The sequence below is a fragment of the Pseudomonas sp. PSB18 genome (genome assembly GCF_014596565.1).
Taxonomy (GTDB): domain Bacteria; phylum Pseudomonadota; class Gammaproteobacteria; order Pseudomonadales; family Pseudomonadaceae; genus Aquipseudomonas.
On the sequence record NZ_NOIN01000008.1, the window covers coordinates 161161 to 184268 of the forward strand.

Annotated in this window: 25 protein-coding genes; 12 read left to right on the forward strand and 13 right to left on the reverse strand. The window is 60.0% G+C overall.

Translation table 11 applies throughout. The features are described from left to right. Positions 1-81: 81 nt before the first annotated feature. On the forward strand, positions 82-495 hold the full coding sequence (arfB, locus tag CGA22_RS19570) for an alternative ribosome rescue aminoacyl-tRNA hydrolase ArfB (protein WP_041020761.1): 414 nt from the start codon (positions 82-84) through the stop codon (positions 493-495). Here arfB and CGA22_RS19575 read toward each other — a convergent pair. The 6 genes from CGA22_RS19575 to CGA22_RS19600 all read right to left on the reverse strand — a co-directional run bounded on the left by CGA22_RS19575 (position 492) and on the right by CGA22_RS19600 (position 5266). Next, a complete protein-coding gene (locus CGA22_RS19575) occupies positions 492-1691 on the reverse strand; it encodes an MFS transporter (protein WP_041020760.1) in 1200 nt (399 codons plus the stop codon). The two genes, arfB and CGA22_RS19575, sit on opposite strands and share 4 nt — an antisense overlap. A gap of 93 nt (positions 1692-1784) precedes the next feature. After that, a complete protein-coding gene (locus CGA22_RS19580) occupies positions 1785-1979 on the reverse strand; it encodes a hypothetical protein (RefSeq protein WP_041020759.1) in 195 nt (64 codons plus the stop codon). A 216-nt stretch (positions 1980-2195) separates the two neighbouring features. Beyond that, positions 2196-2339, reverse strand: a complete 144-nt coding sequence (locus CGA22_RS19585; protein ID WP_162843596.1) for a hypothetical protein — start codon at positions 2337-2339, stop codon at positions 2196-2198. 142 nt (positions 2340-2481) lie between these two features. After that, positions 2482-3504 (reverse strand): transporter, encoded by a 1023-nt coding sequence (locus tag CGA22_RS19590; protein WP_041020758.1) that lies wholly within the window; start codon positions 3502-3504, stop codon positions 2482-2484. Between the two features lie 169 nt (positions 3505-3673). Continuing rightward, positions 3674-3979, reverse strand: coding sequence for a PepSY domain-containing protein (locus CGA22_RS19595; RefSeq protein WP_007963131.1), 306 nt, complete (start codon positions 3977-3979; stop codon positions 3674-3676). Between the two features lie 159 nt (positions 3980-4138). Next, positions 4139-5266: a glycerophosphodiester phosphodiesterase gene (locus tag CGA22_RS19600; RefSeq protein WP_041020757.1), complete on the reverse strand. Its 1128-nt coding sequence runs from the start codon at positions 5264-5266 to the stop codon at positions 4139-4141. Between the two features lie 241 nt (positions 5267-5507). On the opposite strand from CGA22_RS19600, the gene CGA22_RS19605 reads away from it, so the two are divergent. Next, complete coding sequence (locus CGA22_RS19605; protein ID WP_041020756.1) at positions 5508-5834, forward strand: DUF2025 family protein; 327 nt, start codon at positions 5508-5510, stop codon at positions 5832-5834. 261 nt (positions 5835-6095) lie between these two features. On the opposite strand, the gene CGA22_RS19610 is transcribed toward CGA22_RS19605, so the two are convergent. Both CGA22_RS19610 and CGA22_RS19615 read right to left on the reverse strand, forming a co-directional pair. Then, positions 6096-6410, reverse strand: a complete 315-nt coding sequence (locus tag CGA22_RS19610) for an antibiotic biosynthesis monooxygenase family protein (protein WP_041023377.1) — start codon at positions 6408-6410, stop codon at positions 6096-6098. Beyond that, positions 6407-7117, reverse strand: a complete 711-nt coding sequence (locus CGA22_RS19615; RefSeq protein ID WP_041023376.1) for a CTP synthase — start codon at positions 7115-7117, stop codon at positions 6407-6409. The genes CGA22_RS19610 and CGA22_RS19615 overlap by 4 nt, the downstream gene beginning before the upstream one ends. 14 nt (positions 7118-7131) lie before the next feature. On the opposite strand from CGA22_RS19615, the gene CGA22_RS19620 reads away from it, so the two are divergent. Then, positions 7132-8079, forward strand: a complete 948-nt coding sequence (locus CGA22_RS19620) for a LysR family transcriptional regulator (protein WP_084213785.1) — start codon at positions 7132-7134, stop codon at positions 8077-8079. 85 nt (positions 8080-8164) lie between these two features. After that, positions 8165-8698 carry a DUF1003 domain-containing protein gene (locus tag CGA22_RS19625; protein ID WP_041023375.1) on the forward strand — a complete coding sequence of 178 codons (534 nt, stop codon included), beginning with the start codon at positions 8165-8167 and terminating at the stop codon, positions 8696-8698. Positions 8699-8730: 32 nt separating this feature from the next. Here the strand turns inward: CGA22_RS19625 and CGA22_RS19630 are convergent, their stop codons facing one another. Further along, positions 8731-9339, reverse strand: a complete 609-nt coding sequence (locus tag CGA22_RS19630; RefSeq protein WP_041023374.1) for a TetR/AcrR family transcriptional regulator — start codon at positions 9337-9339, stop codon at positions 8731-8733. Positions 9340-9527: 188 nt separating this feature from the next. Here CGA22_RS19630 and CGA22_RS19635 point away from each other — a divergent pair, with 188 nt between their 5' ends. Further along, a complete protein-coding gene (locus CGA22_RS19635; RefSeq protein ID WP_041023373.1) occupies positions 9528-10586 on the forward strand; it encodes an MBL fold metallo-hydrolase in 1059 nt (352 codons plus the stop codon). A gap of 13 nt (positions 10587-10599) precedes the next feature. On the opposite strand, the gene CGA22_RS19640 is transcribed toward CGA22_RS19635, so the two are convergent. The 4 genes from CGA22_RS19640 to CGA22_RS19655 all read right to left on the reverse strand — a co-directional run bounded on the left by CGA22_RS19640 (position 10600) and on the right by CGA22_RS19655 (position 14231). Beyond that, positions 10600-10917, reverse strand: coding sequence for a multiprotein-bridging factor 1 family protein (locus CGA22_RS19640; RefSeq protein ID WP_024779566.1), 318 nt, complete (start codon positions 10915-10917; stop codon positions 10600-10602). 122 nt (positions 10918-11039) lie between these two features. After that, positions 11040-12029 carry a hypothetical protein gene (locus CGA22_RS19645; protein WP_041023372.1) on the reverse strand — a complete coding sequence of 330 codons (990 nt, stop codon included), beginning with the start codon at positions 12027-12029 and terminating at the stop codon, positions 11040-11042. Positions 12030-12233: 204 nt separating this feature from the next. Beyond that, positions 12234-13481, reverse strand: coding sequence for a ribonucleotide-diphosphate reductase subunit beta (locus tag CGA22_RS19650; RefSeq protein ID WP_024776511.1), 1248 nt, complete (start codon positions 13479-13481; stop codon positions 12234-12236). Positions 13482-13967: 486 nt separating this feature from the next. After that, on the reverse strand, positions 13968-14231 hold the full coding sequence (locus tag CGA22_RS19655) for a DUF2790 domain-containing protein (protein WP_041023371.1): 264 nt from the start codon (positions 14229-14231) through the stop codon (positions 13968-13970). A gap of 428 nt (positions 14232-14659) precedes the next feature. On the opposite strand from CGA22_RS19655, the gene acs reads away from it, so the two are divergent. The 7 genes from acs to CGA22_RS19690 all read left to right on the forward strand — a co-directional run bounded on the left by acs (position 14660) and on the right by CGA22_RS19690 (position 23040). Next, a complete protein-coding gene (acs, locus tag CGA22_RS19660; protein WP_041023370.1) occupies positions 14660-16615 on the forward strand; it encodes an acetate--CoA ligase in 1956 nt (651 codons plus the stop codon). A gap of 667 nt (positions 16616-17282) precedes the next feature. Beyond that, positions 17283-18056, forward strand: coding sequence for an ABC transporter substrate-binding protein (locus tag CGA22_RS19665; RefSeq protein ID WP_041023511.1), 774 nt, complete (start codon positions 17283-17285; stop codon positions 18054-18056). 90 nt (positions 18057-18146) lie between these two features. Beyond that, positions 18147-18836, forward strand: coding sequence for an ABC transporter permease (locus CGA22_RS19670; protein WP_025215109.1), 690 nt, complete (start codon positions 18147-18149; stop codon positions 18834-18836). Further along, positions 18833-19531, forward strand: a complete 699-nt coding sequence (locus CGA22_RS19675; RefSeq protein WP_041023510.1) for an ABC transporter permease — start codon at positions 18833-18835, stop codon at positions 19529-19531. Before CGA22_RS19670 ends, CGA22_RS19675 begins: the two co-directional genes overlap by 4 nt. Positions 19532-19587: 56 nt before the next feature. Further along, positions 19588-20352 (forward strand): ABC transporter ATP-binding protein, encoded by a 765-nt coding sequence (locus CGA22_RS19680; protein ID WP_041023509.1) that lies wholly within the window; start codon positions 19588-19590, stop codon positions 20350-20352. 113 nt (positions 20353-20465) lie between these two features. Beyond that, positions 20466-21446 (forward strand): transcriptional regulator ArgR, encoded by a 981-nt coding sequence (gene argR / locus CGA22_RS19685; RefSeq protein ID WP_041023508.1) that lies wholly within the window; start codon positions 20466-20468, stop codon positions 21444-21446. 373 nt (positions 21447-21819) lie between these two features. Then, positions 21820-23040 (forward strand): aspartate aminotransferase family protein, encoded by a 1221-nt coding sequence (locus CGA22_RS19690; RefSeq protein ID WP_041023507.1) that lies wholly within the window; start codon positions 21820-21822, stop codon positions 23038-23040. Positions 23041-23108 lie beyond the last annotated feature (68 nt).

A 23108-nucleotide genomic window follows, 5' to 3' on the forward strand; every position in this document is an offset into this window, starting at 1 on the left:
GAGCAGGCTCGCTCCCACAGGGGTGGAGCGTTGTTCCTGGGATTCGGGGTATTCTGTGGGGCCTGATACCGGACATCTTCCATGCTGGCGATTTCCAACAACGTGCACATCCCCGATGCCGAGATCGAGCTGACGGCCATCCGCGCCCAGGGCGCCGGGGGGCAGAATGTCAACAAGGTGTCCAGCGCCGTGCATCTGCGCTTCGACATCCCGGCGTCGTCACTCCCGGAGTTCTACAAGGAGCGGCTGCTGGCCCTGCGTGACAGCCGCATCACCAGCGACGGCGTGTTGATCATCAAGGCCCAGCAGTACCGGACTCAGGAACAGAACCGGGCCGATGCACTGGAACGCCTGGCCGAACTGATCCTCAGCGCCACCAAGGTCGAGAAGAAGCGCCGCCCGACCAAACCGACCCTGGGGTCGAAGACGCGTCGCCTGGAGTCCAAGAGCAAGCGCGGGTCGATCAAGGCCGGGCGGGGCAAGGTAGACTTCTAGCTTCTATTGCGTTCCTCGCGATACCTCGGCGCCTGCCGGTACAGGTAGACGCTCAACCCCAGGCCGCCGAGCGCTGCCAAGGCCGCGAACAGGAAGATCGAGGCAAAGCCAAACCCTGCCGCAATCGCACCGGCCAACGGCCCGGTGATCCCCAGCGACAGATCAATGAACAGCGAGTAGGCGCCCACCGCCGCCCCACGGCTGGAAGCCGGCACCAGGTTGACGGCCTCGACACCCAGTGCCGGAAATACCAGCGAAAAACCGAAGCCACTCAACGCCGCGCCCGCCAGGGCCCACTGCGCATCGGGTGCCAGCCATAAGAGCAGCAAGCCAAGGGTTTCCACCGACAGGCAGGCAATCGCCACCCGAAAGCCCCCCAGGCGATTGATCAGATTGCCGAACAGCAAGCGGGCGCCGATGAAGCAGGCGCCGAACAGGCTCAGGCACAGCACCGCGTTGTCCCAGTGCTGGGTCGCGTAGTACAGGGTAATGAACGTGGCGATGGTGCCGAAACCGATGGAACCCAGGGCCAGGCCGCAGCCATGGGGCAGGACGCGCCCCAGCACATGCATGAATGGCAGGCGTTCGCCGACGACGATGGGCGCGGCGGTTTTCGGCCAGGCCAGCGCCACCCCCAGCACGGCCAGCAGGATGATGCTGACGCCCATGCTCCACAGCCCCAGGGACTTGACCAGCCACACCCCCAGCGGCGCGCCTATCGCCAGCGCGCCATAACTGGCGATGCCGTTCCAGGAAATCACCTTGGCGGTATTCGCGGCGCCGACCCGGCCGATGCCCCAGCCAATCGAGCCCGAGCCCACCAGGCTTTCCGCGCTGCCCAGCACCAGGCGACCGATCAGCAGGCTGATCAGGCTTAGGGTCGGCAGCTCATGGGTCCAGGCGGACGCGAGCATGAACACGCCGCTCAAGCCACACCCGGCGAGGCCGAAGATGACGGCGCGCTTGCTGCCCAGGTTGTCGATGATCTTGCCTGCGTAAGGACGGCTGAGGAGGGTAGCCAGGTACTGGACGCTGATCACCAGCCCGGCGATCACCGCGCCAAAACCCAACTCGCCGTGGACGAACCCGGGCAGCACGGCCAGGGGAATGCCGATATTCAAATAGCCGATGAAGGTGAAGAGGACGATGGAAACGACTTGCAGCGTGACCGCCAGGGGGCGCTGGGAATCTGACATGGGAAAGGGTCCACGGAGCAGCAGGATAGATAGGCTGCTTATGATAACGGCGCGTGTGGGAATGAAGCGTGGGAAAGTAAAACTATTTGCCGGTCAGTCGTCGTTTTGCCCGGCGACCAGGTGTGTGGTGACCAGTGCGGCGAGGGCATTTTCTTCGGTGCCGAAACGGGCCAGCAGCGCGGCTTGTTTCTCGGGTGAAAGGCGCATCCAGATTTCGACCATTTTTTCAGTGGTGCCGATCAGCACGCTGGCCTGGGCTTTGCTGAAGGAGGAGGTGTCATCGGTCATGGTATGGGCTCGGGATTCAGGCAGTATGGAAAGCGCATCTTAGGCTCTGTACGAAAAGTCTTGAGACGAAGGTCAGGCAAGGCGAAAACAGCCGAGGAAGCGCAGTGTACTGGAGTACATGAGCATTCCGAGGCTGTTTTCAACGCAGCATGAACGAGTATCAAGGCTTTTCGTCCAGAGCCTGCGCTTTCCACACGGTCTGGTGGTGCGGGTGGATCAGTCTTCGCTGTCGGCCTGGCGGCGTTCAGTGGCTTCCTTGGGCTCGGGTTGCCGGGCGTCTGGTTGCCCTCCGGCCTGTAGCGTGGTCGTCTGCTCAGTGTCGTGCAGGCTTGGGAAGGGGAGATTAGGAATCTCGTGCATATCGCGCTCCTCGCAAAGTCTGTTGGTAGATCTGGTAGATCCTCGCTTTCATAAAGCCCGGGCAGGATACCGCAGGAGAGATGACAAAAAGACTTTTAAATCCCGGTGCACCGACAAATGGGATTGTCTAGACAGGTCAATCTCAATGGTCCTTTTGCTTGCGAAACGCCCAGCGACCGGCGATCAGCGTAAAGGTGGCCACCAGCGCTACAAGAATCCAGAAGCCCTCGGGATCAGTGGCCAGTGGCACGCCGCCGACGTTCATACCAAAGAAACCGGCGATGATGTTGATCGGCAAGGCCAGTACCGTGACCACCGTCAGGGTGAACAAGGTGCGGTTGGTCTGTTCGTTGAGATTGGCGGCGATCTCTTCCTGCAACAGCTTGATCCGTTCACCCAGGGCAGTGAGATCGTTGATGATCAGAGCGAATTCCTCGGTGGATTTGCGCAGCTCCTTGACGTCTTCTTTCTGCAGCCATTGCGGCGGTCGGTTGAGCAGGCGCAGCAATGAGCCCGGTTCCAGCGCCAGCAGGCGTTGCAGGCGCACCAGTACCCGGCGTTGGGCGCCGAGTTCGGCGCGGTTGGTGGACAGTCGCGAAGAGAGCAATTGATCCTCGATCTGGTCGACGCTGAGGCTGGTCTTGCGCACGATCTGGGTCAGCACTTCGCCCTGGTCGCGCAGCAGATGGACGAGCAGTTCCAATGGCGAGCGAAAGCATTCGCCGGCCTTGACCGATGAGCGCAGCTTGTCGACCGAATGCAGGGGTTGCAGCCGTGCGCTGACGATCAATCGACTATGAACGCAGACCCACAAGGTGGAGACGTCCGAGGAGACCAGGTTGCTCAGGTTGAACACGACATCGTTCACCACGGCCAGCAGTGCCGAGTCCACATGCTCGATGCGGGTCGAACGTGAGCCTTCGTGCAAGGCTTCGAAAAACTCCTGCGGCAAGGCCAGCTGACTTTTCATCCAGCGCTCGCAGGCGGCATGGGCCAGGTTCAGGTGCAGCCAGAGGAATTCATCGGCGTCTTGCGGTTGTTGCAGGCTTTGCAGGGCTTGGGCCGAATCGATTTCCCGTCCGCGCTCGCCGGGACGAAAACGAAACCCGTAGAGCAGGCCGAACAGGTCTGGGTCGCGGTGGCTTTGGTCAATGCTGTGGTTCATGAAGGCTCGCTGGCGGGAAGTGCCTGTGGTGGCTACAGGTTCACTTGGGCGAGATCATGGCAAGACTTCTTGATGGTTTTGTGACAGTTGTGGGTAGCCGACAGGTTTCTGCCAGGCAAAAAAAGAGCCGCGCAATGGGAAGTTGCACGGCTCTTTTCCAGCGGATGAATCAAGTATCCTGCTTGTTGCTCAGGACTTTACCGGTAGTGGCGTCGAAGTCGACATCGAACTCTTTGCCGTCGGCGGTTTTCAGTTCAACTTCATACTCATAACCGTTGAAGTGATTGTCCAGGTCGGTATCGGTGATGGTCGCGCCCGGATGCAACTTCAGGGCTTCTGCGTTCATCGATTCAAGGGATTTGATTTTGCCTTCCTTGACCAGCTGGGGGATCTGGTCGACCCGCACGTCGGCTTGGGCCAGGCCGGCAGTGAGAGTCAGGGCAGCGGCAGTGAACAGGGCAGTCAAAGTTTTCATAAGGTCTTTCCTTGGGGGTGTCGTTTAAGTGGGACCAGATTAACTGTGGCAACTTAATTCACCCTTAATTCGAAAACCTTTGCGCGGGACTGCTGAAGTAGGGTTTGTTGGGACAAGAACAGTGAAGTCTGTGGGAGCAAGCATTGCTCCCACAGTTGATCAATAGCCGTTCTTTTCCAGCAACTGCGTCACACTGCCAGTTTCGGGACGCTTGAAGTACTTGAGCAATTCACTGGCCCGGTTGGTGAAAATGCCATCCACGCCGGCATCCATCACTTTCTTGAAGTCCACCGGCTCATCCACGGTGTAGACATGCACCAGCAAACCCTGGTCGTGGGTGTATTGGTTCATCCATGGCTGCACCAGGTCCGCATAGCTCTGGCTGCCGCCGTGGGTCAGCGCGGCGGACGGTCCGGTACCAATGGCCCCCTGGGCCTTGGCGTACTGGACCCATTTCTCGAACTCGGCGCGGTCCTTGGGTTGCTGCTTGGCGTAGTAGGCCGCCTTGTCGGTTTCACCGGACTCGGCGAATGTCACCTTGGACTTGGGCTCGATGTTGCCTTCGCCCACCCACAGCAGCAGGACCTTCGGCACCTTCGGCATTTCCTTGTGCAGCAGTTCCAGGCTGCTCTTCTCGAAGGTCTGCAAGACCACTTTGCCTTTGCCCTGGCCTACGCCGGTGGCGCTTTTGGCCAACTTGGACCCGGCCGGGCTCAGCCAGCCGCGGTCCTGCAATTTGTCCTTCAGGTCGCGTTCGATGCCGGGGAACAGCTTCGGCTCCTTGGTTTCGATGTACAGCCCCGGTTTGTGCTGCGGATTACCTTCGGCGATGTCGATGACTTCATCGAGGGTCAGGATCTTCAGCCCCGCGAACCCTGGGCGCGCGCGGTCCGGGTAGGCGGTGTTGAACCAGCTGCCGGCATCGAGGGTCTTGAGCTCGGCCATGGTGAATGCGTTGGCGCTGCTGTCCTTGCGCTCGGGGAACTTGGTCGCGACGTCCGTGGTGCGCAGCAGGCTGTCATCGTGCAGGACGAACAGCACGCCGTCCTTGCTGCGTTGCAGGTCCAGTTCCAGGTAATCGGCACCGAGGTCGCGGGCCAGCTTGTAGGAGGCTGCGGTGGATTCCGGCGCATCGAACGAAGCGCCACGGTGGGCGATGACCGCCGGGTGGGGGATACCTTGGCGGGTGGCCAAGGCCTTGGGGTTCGGCGCCTCGGCGGCCTGTGTCTGACCGAAGCCGAGCAACAGGCTCAGCATCAACGCGCTACGGGTGAAGGTGACGGGCATGCTCGAGATCCTTTCGTCGTTGTGCAAAACCTATCTTTTAACAACTGAACGCTCTGAGCGCTATCGCCAGCCCGACATAAATCTGCGGGAAACAGATTTTTCCCACGCCTTTGCAGGCAGGTTTGCAGTACCCTTGGCCGCAGCAGTTTCCCCGGCAGAGGGAAACCTGAACCAGCATTCGCCTGCCCTGCGTGTAAACCATCGATCAGACGTCCAGCGGGACGCATCCATGAGGTTTACCATGCGCACCACTTCAACCTTGATCTGCCAGGCCGCCGACCAACTCAAGGGTTTTGTCGGCCTGAACCGCAAGACCGGCCAATACATCGTGCGCTTCAGCGAAGATGCCTTTGGCATGGACGTGGCGGACGACGGCATTATCCCTACCTGCGAATTCGTCTGGGCGCCTGTCACGGACGGCACCATGACCCTCAAGCGCGACCGGATCCAGTTGCTGCTGGACCAGAACATCGATGATCGCCTCAACCTCACCGAACCTCTGCGGGTGTACATGGCGCGCAGCGACCTGCCGGAAATCGTGGCGGTGCGGCAGTTGGTCGATGGCTGATCCCTCGCCGCAAGTCCTGTGGGAGCGAGCCTGCTCGCGAAGGCGTCGGCACAATCAGCATGGGTGCAGGCAGACCCACCGCTATCGCGAGCGGGCTCGCTCCCACAGGGGACTTGTGGTGGGGCGTGATTCGGATGCACGACGCTGAAAAGTGTGGGAGCGAGCCTGCTCGCGATGGCGTCGGCACAGTCGGCGTGGATGCCAGCAGACCCACCGCTATCGCGAGCAGGCTCGCTCCCACAGGGGGATTGGTGGTGGATGTCAGGACTGGCGTCGGAACGCGTAATCCCGTTCGACCTTGCACACCCGTGTATGGCAATAGGCATACCAGGTAGAGCGGCCACGCTCGCGGATTGCGCTGTGTTCGGGATGTTGCTTCCAGGCCAGAATCGCCGCCTCGCTGCTCCAGTACGACACGGTTATACCCAGGCCTTCTTCGCCCCGGGCCGATTCGATGCCGAGAAATCCTGGCTGTTCTTTCGCCAGCGCCACCATGCGCTCGGCAGCTTCGGCATACCCCTGATCTCCCTCCGTACGCAGGGAGGTGAAAATCACGGCGTAATACTGACCGCTCATGGCCTCTCCCTCGCACACGCTTCGACAAAGGCCGTGACCAGCGGCGGCACACGATCCTCCAGCGCTGCGCGTTCGGGTTGGAACAGGGTTGCGACGAAGAACGGATGATCCCGCAGTTCCACGGCCCGCAATTCGCCGGCCGAATCCCGGGCTACGGCATGCAGGCGGTCGCTCAGCAAATCCCGCTCAAATGCGGGATTGACCCCAAAGCGGCAGCGATAACCTTCGAACACTGTCTGGCGGCCATAGGCCTCGGCAATCAACGACCCCGCAACAAGCTGAAGGCTGTCGATGGTTTCGACCAAGGCACAGCTCAGCGGCGTCAGCAGCGCCCGTTCCGCTTCAGGGGAGGTCTCGCCGTGGGCGGCATCGGTCCAGCCCATCACGTGGCGCGCGTATTCCAGCACAGCGTGCTGAAAACCACCGCAGGTGCCCAGGAAAGGGCGACGCTGTTCACGGGCAAAGCGAATGGCGTGCAACGCGCCGTTTTCATTTCGGTAGGGGCTGCCGGGCACGCACCAGATGCCGTCGAAGTCGTCCAGAGGGGTAGTGTTGGCGATCAGATCCGTCGCCAACCATTGAAAGCTGACGCCATGGCCGGTTTGCCTGCTGACGAGATCAAGTGCAATGGGAATGGCCCGATGGGCCGTTATCTGCGGGTCGTGGTCGCCGATCAAGGCGATGTGCAAAGGACGCTGGATTTCCATGGAGGGCTCGCCGCTTGTTGATTCCTGGCCGCCACTATAGATTGGCGTTCACGCACTCAATATTGGCGTTTATCCAAGTGATCAATGCAGCTGCGCACTATCGTCTGGAATATCCGGATCTCTCTTTGATCCTGGCATTGGTCCGTGGTGGCTCGCTGGCTCGGGCTGCGCGGTTGCTGGACGTGGATGTGTCCACGGTATTCCGCTCGGTACGCCGGCTCGAGGCGGCCCTGGGTCAACCCCTGTTCGAAAAAAGCCGTGCCGGGTATTTGCCCACGAGCCTGGCCCAGACGCTGTCCGAACAGGCCGAGCGTGCCGAACAGGCCCTGGAGGCGGCGCGTATCGGTGTGGAGCAGGGCGGTGAGGTGGTCACCGGTACGGTGCGCCTGACCTGCACCGATGCGGTCCTGCAAGCGTTGCTGTTGCCGGCACTGGCGCGGTTCATGCCGGCCTATCCAGCATTGACCCTCGAATTGAGCACCTCGAACGACTTCGCCAACCTGAGTCGCCGCGATGCCGACATCGCCTTGCGCCTGACCCGCACGCCGCCGGAACATCTGGTGGGTCGACACTTGGGCGATGTCGTCTACCGAGTCTGTGGAAGCCCGGCCTACCTGCCCGGCGCGAATCTGGATGATTTGGCCGCCCTGACCTGGATCGCCCCGGACGACTTCCTCCCCGATCACCCCACCGTGGCCTGGCGCCGACAACATCTCCCCGGCGTGATGCCGGCCTATCGCTGCAACAGCATGCTCTCAGTCGCCGAGTTGGCGCGGGCCGGTTTGGGTGTCGCCGCGTTGCCGGACTTTCTGATCGGTGAAGACCAGGGCCTGATCCCCTTCGGCGAACCGCTGGCGGGCTATGACACGGCGCTCTGGCTGCTGACACGACCAGACTGTCGCGCCTTGCGTTCGGTGGTGACACTGTTCGACGAGTTGGGGCGTAGTTTGCGGCAGCGCTGATGTTTCACGAGCGGAGCGCGCTGGGTTAGATGATGATCGTCCAGCGGTTATAGTGCCTTTAGCACCAGTCCAGGCGGAGAACATCATGGCGACCCCTTACCAATCCACCCCCGCAGCTCCCGTTGATCACTTGCGTTTTCATCGGCCTCACGCGCACTTGGGGCCGACCTTCGGGAATGATCGCTTTGCGTTGCGAGCGGAGTCGTTCGCGCGTTTTTTCGGCACGCCGATGTTCCTCGGCGCGCAGACCCTGATCGTGCTGATCTGGGTCGGTTTGAACCTGTCAGGCGTCGTTCATTTCGATGCCTACCCGTTCATCTTGCTCAATCTGGCATTCAGTCTGCAGTCGGCCTACGCCGCCCCGCTGATCCTGCTGGCGCAAACCCGCCAGGCCGCTCGGGATAAAGCCCAGGCGGAAGCCGATGCGCAACATCGCGAAGCCCTGGCCGTTGCCAACACCGAGCGTCAGGCCCAGGCCGCGCACAATACGGCGCAATTGCTCGAATTGTTGGAGCAGAACACCCGCCTGACGGAAATGACCAAGGCACTGACCGAGCGTATCGACAGCCTGACCACCGAGATGCACCAGAAATTCGTGAACACTCCCTCGGCGCAGTGACCCGCCTTACCGCGACTCCCGGTGGCAGGCACTCAAGCCTGGTAGCGAACCAGGAACATGTCGAGGGCTGACTCGATCACCTGTGCTTGCTCCTCATGGGTCAGGCTTGGCTGCCCCATGGATACCTGCGGCCAGAAGGCGAAGGTCTTGATCAAACCGTGCATTTGCTGGGCAGCAAATTCCGGCTCCACGGGCTTTAGCCGGCCGTCGACCTGGGCTTGGCGAATCCAAGTGGTGAGGCCTTCTTCACGCTGGCCCATGCGCGACACCATGTCTTGGGCACGCTCGGGAGAATGTATGGTCGCGGCAATGGCGATACGCGCCAGGTCGAGGAAGTTCTCCTCCGACAGCAGCTGCAGTTTGGCTTGCAGCAACTGACGCAACTGCTCACGTAAAGGCTCCAACGGGTTATAGGCCATCTCCTGTTCAGCGGTGATGCTGTTCCACAGCCGATTCAGGATTTCAGCAAACAATTCTTCCTTGCTGGGAAAATGGTTGTACACCGTACGCTTCGACACACCGGCGGTCGCCGCGATCTTGTCCATGCTGGTGATCTCGAAACCGCTGCTGCGAAACTCGGCAATCGCGGCCTGGAGAATGGCTTCGCGTTTTCGTTCGGTAAGGCGTTGCGGTGCGGTCATGGGCATTCGTCGGTTGAGAAGGGTGGGGTTACACTCGGCAGTTTACTTACTCCCAGGATTCATGCAATCTAGAAACTACACCGAATGGTGTAGATTTAGCGTGAGCGATTGAGCGTGAACGCTCGCAGCCACTCATGTCCCGCAACGGCGAAGCGCATTTTCGGCGACGTCCTTGGAGTTATCGCACCATGAGCATTCCAGCTTCCTCGACCGACAGCACGGCTGCCAGCCCTGCCTCCCGACACGAACAAGGGAAGTATCGCAATCACGCCCATACCCCACGAGAAGGGTTCGGCCAGATGCTGCGCATCATCTGGAACATGCTGCTTCACAAACCGCGCACCACCCGGCCGGCGGGCGCCATCAACGTTCAACCGCTGACACGCGCCGAGTTGCTGGCAGCACCGAACCAGAGTGTGTTCCGTCTTGGCCATTCAACGGTTCTGCTCAAGCTGCGCGATAAATTCTGGATCACCGACCCGGTTTTCTCCGACCGTGCATCGCCCGTGCAATGGGCCGGTCCCAAGCGTTTCCATCAACCGCCCATCAGCCTGGAGGATCTGCCGCCGATCGAGGCGGTGATCCTTTCCCATGACCATTACGACCACCTCGACCACCAGGCGATCCTCAAGCTTGCCGCCAAGACCCGGCACTTCCTGACGCCCCTCGGCGTGGGTGACACCCTGGTCAAATGGGGTATCGAGGCCAGCAAGGTACGTCAGCTGGATTGGTGGCAAGGTACCGAAGTGGATGGCATCGAGTTCATAGCCACGCCGTCGCAGCATTTTTCCGGTCGCGGTCTGTTCGATGGCAACAGCACGCTATGGGCGTCATGGGTGATGATCGACGGCGGCACGCGGATCTTCTTCAGCGGCGACACCGGCTACTTCGACGGTTTCAAACGCATCGGCGAGCGATACGGCCCCTTTGACCTGACGCTGATGGAAACCGGCGCCTATAACGTCGATTGGCCCCATGTCCACATGCAGCCGGAGCAGACCCTCCAGGCGCATATCGACCTCAGGGGCCGTTGGCTGCTGCCGATTCACAATGGCACGTTCGACCTGGCGATGCATGCCTGGTTTGAACCCTTCGACCGCATCCTGGCCCTGGCCTGGGAGCGCAACGTGCCCATCACCACGCCGCAAATGGGTGAGGCCTTCACCCTGACCCATCCACATCGTGGCCATGCCTGGTGGCTGGATGTGGAGGCCTCGGCCTATCAGAACCAGACAGGCGCGGCCTGATGCAACGACCCCGCTATTCGATCATCGCGTAGTCGGGTCGCCCCGCCGGGTCCGGTGTGGCGCCCTTGATGTTCATGCCTCGCCCCGGTGCAAAGCCGGGGAAGAACACCAAGCCTTCGGCTTCAAGGCAGAACGCCAGCGCCAGGCGTGTCACATCTAGCAACTCGCCTCCCGCTTCGAAGCGCCGGATAGCCTTGACCGAAACCCCGGACTGCCGGGACAGCTCCTCGACGCTCCAGCCGAGCATGGCTCGGGCCTGTGCGCTGTGGGCAGGGGTGAATTGATAGACAGCGATGCGTTCCAGGGTGGTTTTGATTGCGAGAGAGGCCATGGGATTCTCCAAAGCAGTGAATTCAAAAATACTGTGTTTTTGTACAGTTGTTTTGAAGCCGGATCAATCTCATTTTTTTGATCAATGACCGGCGGTCTTCAGCATGGGCGTGAGGCTGGCCGCTAGCCCTCAGCCAACCCCGGCGCTTCACGAATAATGAAGTGATCCAGGTTCTCAATCTGGGCACTGAACACCCCGAACGTCTGCTCGGGGTTTTTCTTGCTCGGCACCTGTTTCAGCTCCGGCGTCACGCCATAGAAGAAGCAATACAGATCCCGCTCGCTCTCGGCGGCATGCTTGATCTCTTCCAGGAACGCTTTGCGCTTACGGTACTGATCAATCAGCTTCTTGCTCAGGTAAACGTTGACCGAATAGGGCCGCTTCTTCGCCTCGCCCGGTAACTTGACCCAGACCTTTTGCTCGAAGTCGACGCGAAAACTGGCGCTGTGATAATCCTCGATCTTCTTGATCTTGCCCCAGTAGATCAGCCCCTTGTTGTCCAACAGGTATTCGATCTTCTTGAAGAACGATGCATAGGGCGCCGTGTGCTCGCCAATCTTCAGCGGCATGCGCTTGAGCAGGTCCTTGTCCGCGAAGTTCGATACAAAGCACTCCACCGGATGGGCGAAGACACTGGTCTTGTCCGGCGCCGAATCACGGCTGGTGTGCTCGCGATGGCTGGCGGCTGAAGGCACTCGCTCATCGCGCATCACGTCCGCCGCCACCGCCGGGCTGGAAGGCTTGCGCACATATTCACGCCGGGTCAGTAACAGCTCCGAAGGAAAGTGTTCCTCCCGACCGTCATCCGCTTCCGATGCGTCCGCCTCCAGACCGGTTGTCGGGGTTTTCAAGCTGGCATAAGGACAACCCTCGACATGCCGCGTGCTGGGGATGTTCTTGAAATGCGGCGTGCGCACATAATTCACATTCTTGGCGTTGAACGTACCCAACACATTCGCCGCATCGAACGCCGCCCGACAGGCATCGTTGGGGCACTGGAATTGCTCCTTCGCCGAATCGAAATCCACCGTTTCGTCAAAATTCAAGTCGCGCACGTCATAGATCGACAACTTGTCGTCGAGGCTGCGGCAGTAGGCGAGGTCGAATTTCATGAGGGGCTCGGATCCTTGAAGGGGAGGGTATTAATAGCGGGTGATGGGGCGGGTTGCACTGAATGTTTTCAACCCAATTCAAAATCACAGCTATTCACCCGACAGTGGCCAGGGTGTGTAGGGCAGAATGCAAAAAACCCCGTTTTCACGGGGTTTTTAGTTAAGCGTTAGCTGATAGGTCAGCTTGGGATTTTTCTCTCGACATCAATCCCAGCTAAGCGCACCACCCGTCTGATACTCAATCACTCGCGTCTCAAAGAAGTTCTTCTCTTTCTTCAAGTCCATGATCTCGCTCATCCAAGGGAACGGGTTCGTAGTCCCTGGATACTCTTCCTTAAGACCAATCTGCGACAGACGACGGTTAGCGATGAACTTCAGATAGTCTTCCATCATCGCCGCGTTCATGCCCAACACGCCGCGAGGCATGGTGTCGCGGGCGTATTCGATTTCCAGCTGCGTACCCTGCAGGATCATCTGGGTCGCTTCTTCCTTCATTTCGGCATCCCACAGGTGTGGGTTTTCGATCTTGATCTGGTTGATCACGTCGATGCCGAAGTTCAGGTGCATGGATTCGTCGCGCAGGATGTATTGGAACTGCTCAGCGACGCCGGTCATCTTGTTGCGGCGGCCCATGGAGAGGATCTGGGTGAAGCCGCAATAGAAGAAGATGCCTTCCAGGACGCAGTAGTAGGCGATCAGGTTGCGCAGCAACTCTTTGTCGGTTTCCGGGGTGCCGGTTTCGAACTTCGGATCGGAGATCGAGCGGGTGTATTTCAGGCCCCAGGCGGCTTTTTTCGCGACCGATGGGATCTCGTGGTACATGTTGAAGATTTCGCCTTCATCCATGGCCAGCGATTCGATGCAGTACTGGTAGGCGTGGGTGTGGATCGCCTCTTCGAAGGCCTGGCGCAGGATGTACTGGCGGCATTCCGGGTTGGTGATCAGGCGGTATACGGCCAGAACCAGGTTGTTGGCGACCAGGGAGTCGGCGGTGGAGAAGAAGCCCAGGTTGCGCATCACGATGCGGCGTTCGTCGTCGGTCAGGCCTTCCGGGTTTTTCCAGAGGGCGATGTCGGCGGTCATGTTGACTTCTTGCGGCATCCAGTGGTTTGCGCAGCCGTCCAGGTACTTCTGCCAGGCCCAGTCGTATTTGAATGGCACGAGCTGGTTGAGGTCGGCGCGGCAGTTGATCATGCGCTTTTCATCGACGGCGACACGGGCGGAGGCGCCTTCGAGTTCAGCGAGGCCTTCGGCGACGTCGAGTTTGTCGAGGGCGGCCTTGGCGCGAATGATCGCGGCCGAGTCGCTGGCCGTCACGGCGCGGGCTTCGAGCGCGGCGGCACCGCCGGCGCTGTCGAGGCGGTCCATGTTGGCTTCAGAAGCGTGGCCGGCGTTGGCGCCTTTTACAGCGACTTCGCCGTCTTCTTTGTCGAATTCGTCCCAGCTCAGCATGACGTGTCGTCTCCTGCGTGAGGGCCAGAAGCCTGGTGAAGGCCTGCTGGCGGCGGTGGATCTTGGAAAATCGTTTCTTGCAGCTGACGCAGGCAATAAACAGAAAAATGTACGGGTCATGCTGAAGCGGCGGTGAACGCGAAGAGGCGATAGGCCTTTGCGTGGGCTTCAGGCTGGCTTGATCCCCTGTAAGGGAATATTGCAGGCCCGTTTAAGGCGGCATTATAAGGACTTTTTTGCCTACGTGCTGCGGCGAAATAGCCCACGGAGGGCGCGGTGGGGGGCGTATTCGCGTTGGAGCGAGGGTTTACAAGGCTTTGGCGGTTATAGATTTTTTTTGCATGAATCGGATAGCGTGTTTTTTTGATCAAAAAACGAGCTGTTTTTGCGTTTTTACACTACATGTTGTGTTTGGGGAGGGTTTTCGACGTCGCCAGACACAACCAGGCCCGATCAAAATCGGGCCCTGGAAAATAGCGGTAATGATCAGCCGTTGGAGCAGCCGTTGCCCATGAGGCTGTAGCGCAGGATGTGGCGCTGGCCCTTGGAGTCTTCGTATTCCATCTTTGCCGGGACCACTTCGCAGACGTTCGGGACGGCGCTCATGGAGATGATTCTGGCGATGTCCAGGTGGGTGGAGTAGGTGTACTCCTCAATGGCAGGTTTCTGCTGGGCGACATCGGTCGGGGCCTCGTCAGCCATCGCCGTTGCGCAGAGGCTGCCGAGGACCAGAACCCATAAAGCTTTCATCTGATTTCACCTTTTTTGAGGTCGAGTGGGGTCACGCAACCTTTTTGGGGTTGCGTGTGGAGCAGGTTTGGGAAGTTTGATTAACGGCCTTCGTGGGGGCTGTGTTGCGTCAATCGTGTTTGCCGGTTGGCGGAGTGAATTCTAGGGAGTGGGGGTGGATGCAAACAGACCGGGTTTTGATAAAGACTTTTGGTTGATTTGGTAATAATCGCGAGGAGTCGAAGACTTCCTGTTGGATCTGTTTTGGATTGGCTGGCGTCATCGCGAGCAGGCCCGCTCCCACAGGGGAGTTGTTGTGATAGGGGGCTTGCACGTTAGTACCGACATTTTGTAGGGACTTGTTACTACCATCGTCGAATGGTTCTATAGGCCCGCCCCGGGCTACAACGGGACCATACAAAAACAACTATGTCACCGAGGTAAGAAACATGAGTGCGGCTTCTCTGTATCCCGTTCGTCCCGAGGTAGCAGCCAGTACGCTGACTGACGAGGCGACCTACAAGGCCATGTACCAACAGTCGGTGGTCAACCCGGATGGTTTCTGGCGCGAGCAGGCCAAGCGCCTCGACTGGATCAAGCCGTTCACCACGGTGAAGCAGACGTCCTTCGACGATCACCATGTCGATATCAAGTGGTTTGCCGACGGCACCTTGAACGTTTCCTACAACTGCCTCGACCGTCACCTGGCTGAACGTGGCGATCAGGTCGCGATTATCTGGGAGGGCGATGACCCGGCCGAGAGTCGCAAGATCACTTACCGTGAGCTGCACGAAGAAGTCTGCAAGTTCGCCAACGCCCTGCGCGGCCAGGACGTGCATCGCGGTGACGTGGTGACGATCTATATGCCGATGATCCCCGAGGCCGTGGTCGCCATGCTGGCCTGTACCCGGATCGGCGCGATTCATTCGGTGGTGTTCGGTGGTTTCTCGCCTGAAGCGCTGGCCGGTCGCATCATCGACTGCAAATCCAAAGTGGTGATCACCGCCGACGAAGGCATTCGCGCCGGTAAAAAGATCCCCCTCAAGGCCAACGTCGACGACGCGCTGACCAACCCGGAAACCAGCAGCATCCAGAAAGTCATCGTGTGCAAGCGCACGGCGGGCAACATCAAGTGGAACCAGCACCGCGACATCTGGTACGAAGACCTGATGAAAGTCGCCGGTACCGTTTGCGCGCCGAAGGAAATGGGCGCTGAAGAAGCGCTGTTCATCCTCTATACCTCCGGTTCCACCGGCAAGCCAAAGGGCGTGCAGCACACCACGGCCGGCTACTTGCTGTATGCGGCCATGACCCATGAGCGCGTGTTCGACTACAAGCCGGGCGAGGTCTACTGGTGCACCGCCGACGTTGGCTGGGTCACGGGCCACAGCTACATCGTCTATGGTCCGCTGGCGAACGGCGCGACCACGCTGCTGTTCGAAGGCGTGCCGAACTACCCGGACATCACCCGGGTGGCCCAGGTCATCGACAAGCACAAGGTCAATATCCTGTACACCGCGCCGACCGCTATCCGCGCGATGATGGCCTCGGGTACCGCCGCCGTCGAAGGCGCCGATGGCAGCAGCCTGCGTCTCTTGGGTTCGGTGGGTGAGCCGATCAACCCGGAAGCCTGGGATTGGTACTACAAGAACGTCGGCAAGGAGCGTTGCCCGATCGTCGATACCTGGTGGCAGACCGAGACCGGTGGCGTGCTGATCAGCCCGCTGCCAGGTGCCACGGCGTTGAAGCCGGGTTCGGCCACGCGTCCGTTCTTCGGCGTGGTGCCGGCGCTGGTGGACAACCTCGGCAACCTGATCGAAGGCGCGGCCGAAGGCAACCTGGTGATCCTCGATTCGTGGCCAGGCCAGGCGCGGACGCTGTACGGCGACCATGACCGTTTCGTCGACACCTACTTCAAGACCTTCAGCGGCATGTATTTCACCGGCGACGGCGCGCGCCGCGATGCCGATGGCTATTACTGGATCACCGGTCGGGTGGATGACGTGCTCAACGTGTCCGGCCACCGCATGGGCACGGCCGAGATCGAAAGTGCCATGGTCGCCCACCCGAAAGTCGCCGAAGCGGCGGTGGTGGGTGTGCCGCACGACATCAAGGGGCAGGGCATCTATGTCTACGTCACCCTCAACGCCGGCGAAGAAACCAGCGAAGCCTTGCGCCTGGAGCTGAAGAACTGGGTTCGCAAGGAGATCGGTCCGATTGCTTCGCCGGATGTCATCCAGTGGGCACCCGGCTTGCCGAAGACCCGCTCCGGCAAGATCATGCGCCGCATCCTGCGCAAGATCGCCACGGCGGAATACGACGGGTTGGGTGATATCTCCACGTTGGCCGATCCGGGTGTGGTGGCGCATCTGATCGAGACGCACAAGACCATGAACGTCGCCTGACGACGGTTTGTGATCCCTGAAAGCCCCGCCCGGTAATTGCCGGGCGGGGCTTTTTCTTGGGAGCTGACTGATCGTTCCCACGCTCCGCGTGGGAACGCCTCTACGGACGCTCCGCGTTCGGCTCTCAGGGACGCAGAGCGTCCTTGGCTGCATTCCCACGCGGAGCGTGGGAATGATCAGTGTGGAAAGGTCTACGAATAAATATCGACGTTCAGCGTCAGACCTTTCGCAGCGTTACCGATGTTTCGAAATGTGTAACCAAAGGCACCGTACCGAGGCGATGGGAAACGTCGAGCCCTGGATCAGGGCGTTCGCAGCTTCTCGTTAAAATAAGCCGACACGCTGTGCTTGCCGGATTAGAAGGGTTTGCGAATAATGGGCCCGCAATTTGCAATGTGTATTGGTTTCCTTTCTTTCGCTCCTGCATGAATTTGCTGAGCTGTCAATGTGCTTGAACCGCTTTCTCGATGCTTCTGTAATTTGTTGTCGCATTGAAGAAATATCGGCTTCGGGCCTGTCGTTAGAATGCCGATCACTCGCTCGTCGTGGCCTGCGTTGATAAAAACGTCCGCCTCCTAGGACGCAGCACCTACGTTCGTTTTCACCCATTCGCATATTGGGCTGTTGCTCACTCTGCCGTTTTGCCCTTTACCGATGGAGTCCCAAGATGAAGAAACTTGTGCTGCTTGGCGCCCTGGCACTGTCCGTGCTGTCCCTGCCGACATTCGCCGATGAAAAGCCCCTGAAGATCGGTATCGAAGCGGCTTACCCTCCGTTTGCCTCGAAAGCCCCGGACGGCAGCATCGTCGGTTTCGACTACGACATCGGCAATGCGCTGTGCGAAGAAATGAAGGTCAAGTGCGTGTGGGTCGAGCAGGAGTTCGACGGTCTGATTCCGGCGCTCAAGGTGCGCAAGATCGACGCGATCCTGTCCTCCATGTCGATCACTGAGGATCGCAAGAAGTCCGTGGACTTTACCAACAAGTACTACAACACCCCGGCCCGTCTGGTGATGAAGGCCGGTACCCAGGTCAGCGATGGCCTGACCGAACTCAAGGGCAAGAACATCGGTGTGCAGCGCGGTTCGATCCACGAGCGTTTTGCCCGTGAAGTCCTCGCTCCGCTGGGTGCCGAGATCAAACCATACGGTTCGCAGAACGAAATCTACCTGGATGTCTCCGCCGGTCGCCTCGACGGTACCGTGGCAGACGCTACCCTGTTGGATGACGGTTTCCTGAAGACCGATGCCGGCAAAGGCTTTGCATTCGTCGGGCCGGCCTTCACCGACGTCAAATACTTCGGCGACGGCGTAGGGATCGCGGTTCGCAAGGGCGACGCCCTGAAAGACAAGATCAATGGCGCTATCGCCGCTATTCGCCAGAACGGCAAATACAAGGACATTCAGGACAAGTACTTCGCCTTCGACATCTACGGCAAGTAACACCGTCCCGCCACTCGTGCGAAATGGCGCAAGCAACAGGCTCCCTGCGGTTTGCGCCATTTTTACATCCCACTTTCGAGGACCTGAATCATGTTGAAAGGCTACGGGGCTGTCATCCTCGATGGCGCATGGTTGACGCTTCAGCTCGCCTTGTCGTCCATGGCCCTGGCCATCGTCCTGGGACTGATCGGTGTCGCGTTGCGCCTCTCGCCGGTGCGCTGGCTGGCGTGGCTGGGTGATCTGTATTCCACGGTCATCCGCGGTATTCCCGACCTGGTGCTGATCCTGCTGATTTTCTATGGCGGCCAGGACCTGCTCAACCGCGTGGCGCCGATGCTCGGTTATGACGACTACATCGACCTCAATCCGCTGGCGGCCGGTATCGGCACCCTGGGCTTCATCTTCGGCGCCTACCTGTCGGAAACCTTTCGCGGCGCATTCATGGCGATCCCCAAGGGGCAGGCCGAGGCGGGCATGGCGTATGGCATGAGCGGCTTCCAGGTGTTCTTCCGGGTGCTGGTGCCACAGATGATTCGTCTGGCGATTCCGGGCTTCACCAACAACTGGCTGGTGTTGACCAAGGCGACCGCGTTGATTTCGGTGGTGGGCCTGCAAGACATGATGTTCAAGGCCAAGCAGGCGGCGGATGCCACCCGCGAGCCTTTCACCTTCTTCCTGGCAGTGGCGGCGATGTACCTGGTGATCACCAGCGTCTCGTTGCTGGCATTGCGTCACCTTGAGAAGCGCTACTCGGTAGGCGTAAGGGCGGCTGATCTATGATCTTCGACTACAACGTCATCTATGAAGCCTTGCCGCTGTACTTCGGCGGCCTGCTGACCACCTTGAAGTTGCTGGCACTGTCGCTGTTCTTCGGTCTGCTGGCGGCGCTGCCCCTGGGGCTGATGCGGGTCTCCAAGCAGCCAGTCGTGAACATGACGGCCTGGCTCTACACCTACGTGATTCGCGGCACGCCGATGCTGGTTCAGCTGTTCCTGATCTACTACGGGCTGGCGCAGTTCGAGTTCGTGCGCGAGAGCTTCCTCTGGCCGTGGTTGTCCAGCGCGACGTTCTGTGCGTGTCTCGCGTTCGCCATCAACACCAGCGCCTACACCGCTGAAATCATCGCCGGCAGCCTGCGGGCCACGCCCAATGGTGAGATCGAGGCGGCCAAGGCCATGGGTATGTCGCGCTTCACGTTGTATCGCCGGATCCTGTTGCCGTCGGCCCTGCGCCGGGCGCTGCCGCAGTACAGCAACGAAGTGATCATGATGCTGCAGACCACCAGCCTGGCCTCCATCGTGACCCTGATCGACATCACCGGTGCCGCGCGCACGGTAAACGCCCAGTATTACCTGCCGTTCGAGGCTTACATCACGGCCGGCGTGTTCTACCTGTGCCTGACTTTCATCCTGGTGCGCCTGTTCAAGCTGGCCGAGCGTCGCTGGCTGAGTTACCTGGCCCCGCGCAAGCATTGATAACGCATCGACCCGATCGACTGCCCAACGACTGACGTTTTGTGAGAACCGACCGCATGTACAAGCTCGAAGTCCAAGACCTGCATAAACGCTATGGCAGTCACGAAGTGCTCAAGGGCGTGTCCCTGAAGGCCGCCGCCGGCGATGTGATCAGCATCATCGGCTCCAGTGGCTCCGGTAAAAGTACCTTCCTGCGTTGCATCAACCTGCTTGAGCAACCCCATGCCGGCAAGATTCTGCTCAATAACGAAGAGCTGAAGCTGCTGGCCAACAAGGATGGCGCGTTGAAGGCCGCGGACCCCAAGCAACTGCAGCGCATGCGTTCGCGGTTGTCGATGGTGTTCCAGCATTTCAACCTGTGGTCCCACATGACCGCGCTGGAAAACATCATGGAAGCGCCGGTGCATGTCCTGGGCGTCGCCAAGGCCGAGGCCCGCGAGAAGGCCGAGCATTACCTCAACAAAGTGGGCGTGGCCCATCGCAAGGACGCCTATCCGGGTCATATGTCCGGCGGCGAGCAGCAGCGCGTGGCGATTGCCCGGGCGCTGGCGATGGAGCCGGAAGTCATGTTGTTCGACGAACCGACGTCGGCCCTCGACCCGGAGCTGGTGGGCGATGTGCTCAAGGTAATGCAGGCCCTGGCCCTGGAAGGTCGGACCATGGTGGTGGTGACCCACGAAATGGGCTTTGCCCGCGAAGTGTCGAACCAGCTGGTGTTCCTGCACAAAGGCATCGTCGAAGAGAGCGGCAACCCGCGTGAAGTGCTGGTCAATCCGCAATCGGAGCGCCTGCAGCAATTTCTTTCGGGCAGCCTCAAGTAATTGCTCCCGTTACGCACCTGATTTGGGTCATGCTGCGCACCACGTGCCAGATGGTCTAATTTGGTTGCAGCCGCTTTTGGCTTTAACACTGTTTTCGTTTCGGATCGCCCGCCATGACTGCCCATCGAATTGGTTTCCTGATTTGGCCCAGCACCAAAGCCCTGACGCTGGCGCTGGCAGAGGAGGCCTTGCGTGTCGCTCAGCGGGTGCACCCGGAGGTGGTCTACGAACTGTCGTTCCTGCAGGCCGAACCGGCGGGCGAGGGCGCCTGGCAGTTACCCGGCGAACCCTGGGCGGGCAAGCTCGAAGGCCTCCAGAAGCTGTTCCTGCTGGCCGATGAGCCACCGACTGCGCTGGCCTCCAACCTGAGCAGCGCACTCAAGCAATTGGTGCGTGCCGGTTGCGTGATTGGTGGCTTGTCGGCCGGTGTCTATCCCCTGGCTCAATTGGGATTGCTCGATGGTTATCGCGCCGCCGTGCACTGGCGCTGGCAGGACGATTTCTCCGAACGTTTCCCCAAGGTCATCGCCACCAGCCATTTGTTCGACTGGGATCGTGACCGCCTGACGGCCTGCGGTGGCATGTCGGTGCTCGACCTGCTGCTGGCGGTGCTGTCGCGCGATCACGGCGCGGAACTGGCCGGGGCAGTGTCGGAAGAGCTGGTGGTCGAACGCATTCGTGAGGGCGGCGAACGCCAACGCATTCCGCTGCAGAATCGCCTCGGCTCCAGCCATCCGAAGCTCACCCAGGCGGTGCTGTTGATGGAGGCCAACATCGAAGAGCCGTTGACTACCGATGAAATCGCCCAGCACGTGTGCGTATCCCGCCGGCAACTGGAGCGAATCTTCAAGCAGTACCTCAACCGTGTGCCGAGCCAGTATTACCTGGAACTGCGCCTGAACAAGGCCCGGCAGATGCTGATGCAGACCAGCAAATCCATCATCCAGATCGGCTTGTCCTGTGGCTTCTCCTCGGGACCACACTTCTCCAGTGCCTACCGCAACTTCTTCGGCGCCACGCCGCGGGAAGATCGCAACCAGCGACGCAGCAGCAGCCCGTTCGAATTGTCGTCGGTGCCGGCCGAGCGGGGTTAGGCGGCTCCCGTCAGAGGGCAGGGCGCGAATAAGGCGGTCTACACAAAATAACTGTGGGAGCGAGCCTGCTCGCGATGGCGTCGGATCAGTTGGCATCGATGTCGACTGACATTGCGCTATCGCGAGCAGGCTCGCTCCCACAGGTGATCTGTGGCTGGCAATGGAAATGTGGACGTCGACGCCTAAAGTCCCCCGACAACGTTTAAACTGCGCCTTTGCGACGCTATTTGTCGCATTGCCATAAACCCAATGAAAACGGGGTTTGGCGCTATAAGAAGTTGTCGCTTGGCGACAAGGCCGGGCTGAAAACTGTCCTTACAATCCTCACCAAGCTCGCCATTTCCAGGCGAGTGTTTCTCTTCAGGAGACTCCGATGTCCGTTGAGCAAGCCGCGGTACAACGCGCCGATTTCGACCAGGTAATGGTTCCCAACTATGCGCCTGCTGCCTTCATTCCTGTGCGTGGCGCCGGTTCCCGCGTGTGGGACCAGTCCGGCCGCGAGTTGATCGATTTCGCCGGCGGCATTGCAGTCAACGTGTTGGGCCACGCCCATCCGGCGTTGGTGGGTGCGCTCACCGAGCAGGCCAATAAGCTGTGGCATGTCTCCAACGTATTCACCAACGAGCCGGCCCTGCGCCTGGCCCATAAATTGGTCGACGCGACATTCGCCGAGCGTGCGTTCTTCTGCAACTCCGGCGCCGAAGCCAACGAGGCCGCCTTCAAGCTGGCCCGTCGTGTTGCATTCGATCGTTTCGGCACCGAAAAGTACGAAATCATCGCCGCGCTCAACAGCTTCCACGGTCGCACGCTGTTCACCGTCAACGTCGGCGGGCAGTCGAAATATTCCGATGGCTTCGGTCCGAAAATCACCGGCATCACCCACGTGCCCTATAACGACCTGGCAGCCTTGAAAGCGGCCATTTCGGACAAGACCTGCGCCGTGGTGCTGGAACCGATCCAGGGTGAAGGCGGCGTGCTGCCGGCCGAGCAAGCCTACCTGCAAGGCGCTCGCGACCTGTGCGATGCGCACAATGCGCTGCTGGTGTTCGACGAAGTGCAGACCGGCATGGGCCGCAGCGGCGAACTGTTCGCCTACATGCATTACGGCGTGGTCCCGGACATCCTCACCAGCGCCAAGAGCCTGGGCGGTGGTTTCCCGATCGCGGCGATGCTCACCACCGAAGCGCTGGCCAAGCACCTGGTCGTCGGTACCCACGGCACCACTTACGGCGGCAACCCGCTGGCGTGCGCGGTGGCCGAGGCGGTGATCGATGTGGTCAACACCCCTGAAGTGCTCGGCGGGGTCAAGGCCAAGCATGACAAATTCAAGACCCGCCTGGAGCAGATCGGCGAGAAGTACGGCCTGTTTACCCAGGTGCGCGGTCTGGGCCTGTTGATCGGCTGCGTGCTGAACGACGCCTGGAAAGGCAAGGCCAAGGACATCTTCAACGCCGCCGAACAGGAAGGCCTGATGATCCTGCAAGCTGGCCCGGACGTGATCCGTTTCGCCCCGAGCCTGGTGGTGGAAGACGCCGACATCGACGCCGGCCTGGACCGTTTCGAGAAGGCCGCGGCGAAGCTGACCCAAGCCTGATCCTGAAAACTGGCTCCATGGGAGCCAGGTTTCTGTGGGAGCCGAGCTTGCTCGCGATGGGATCGCCT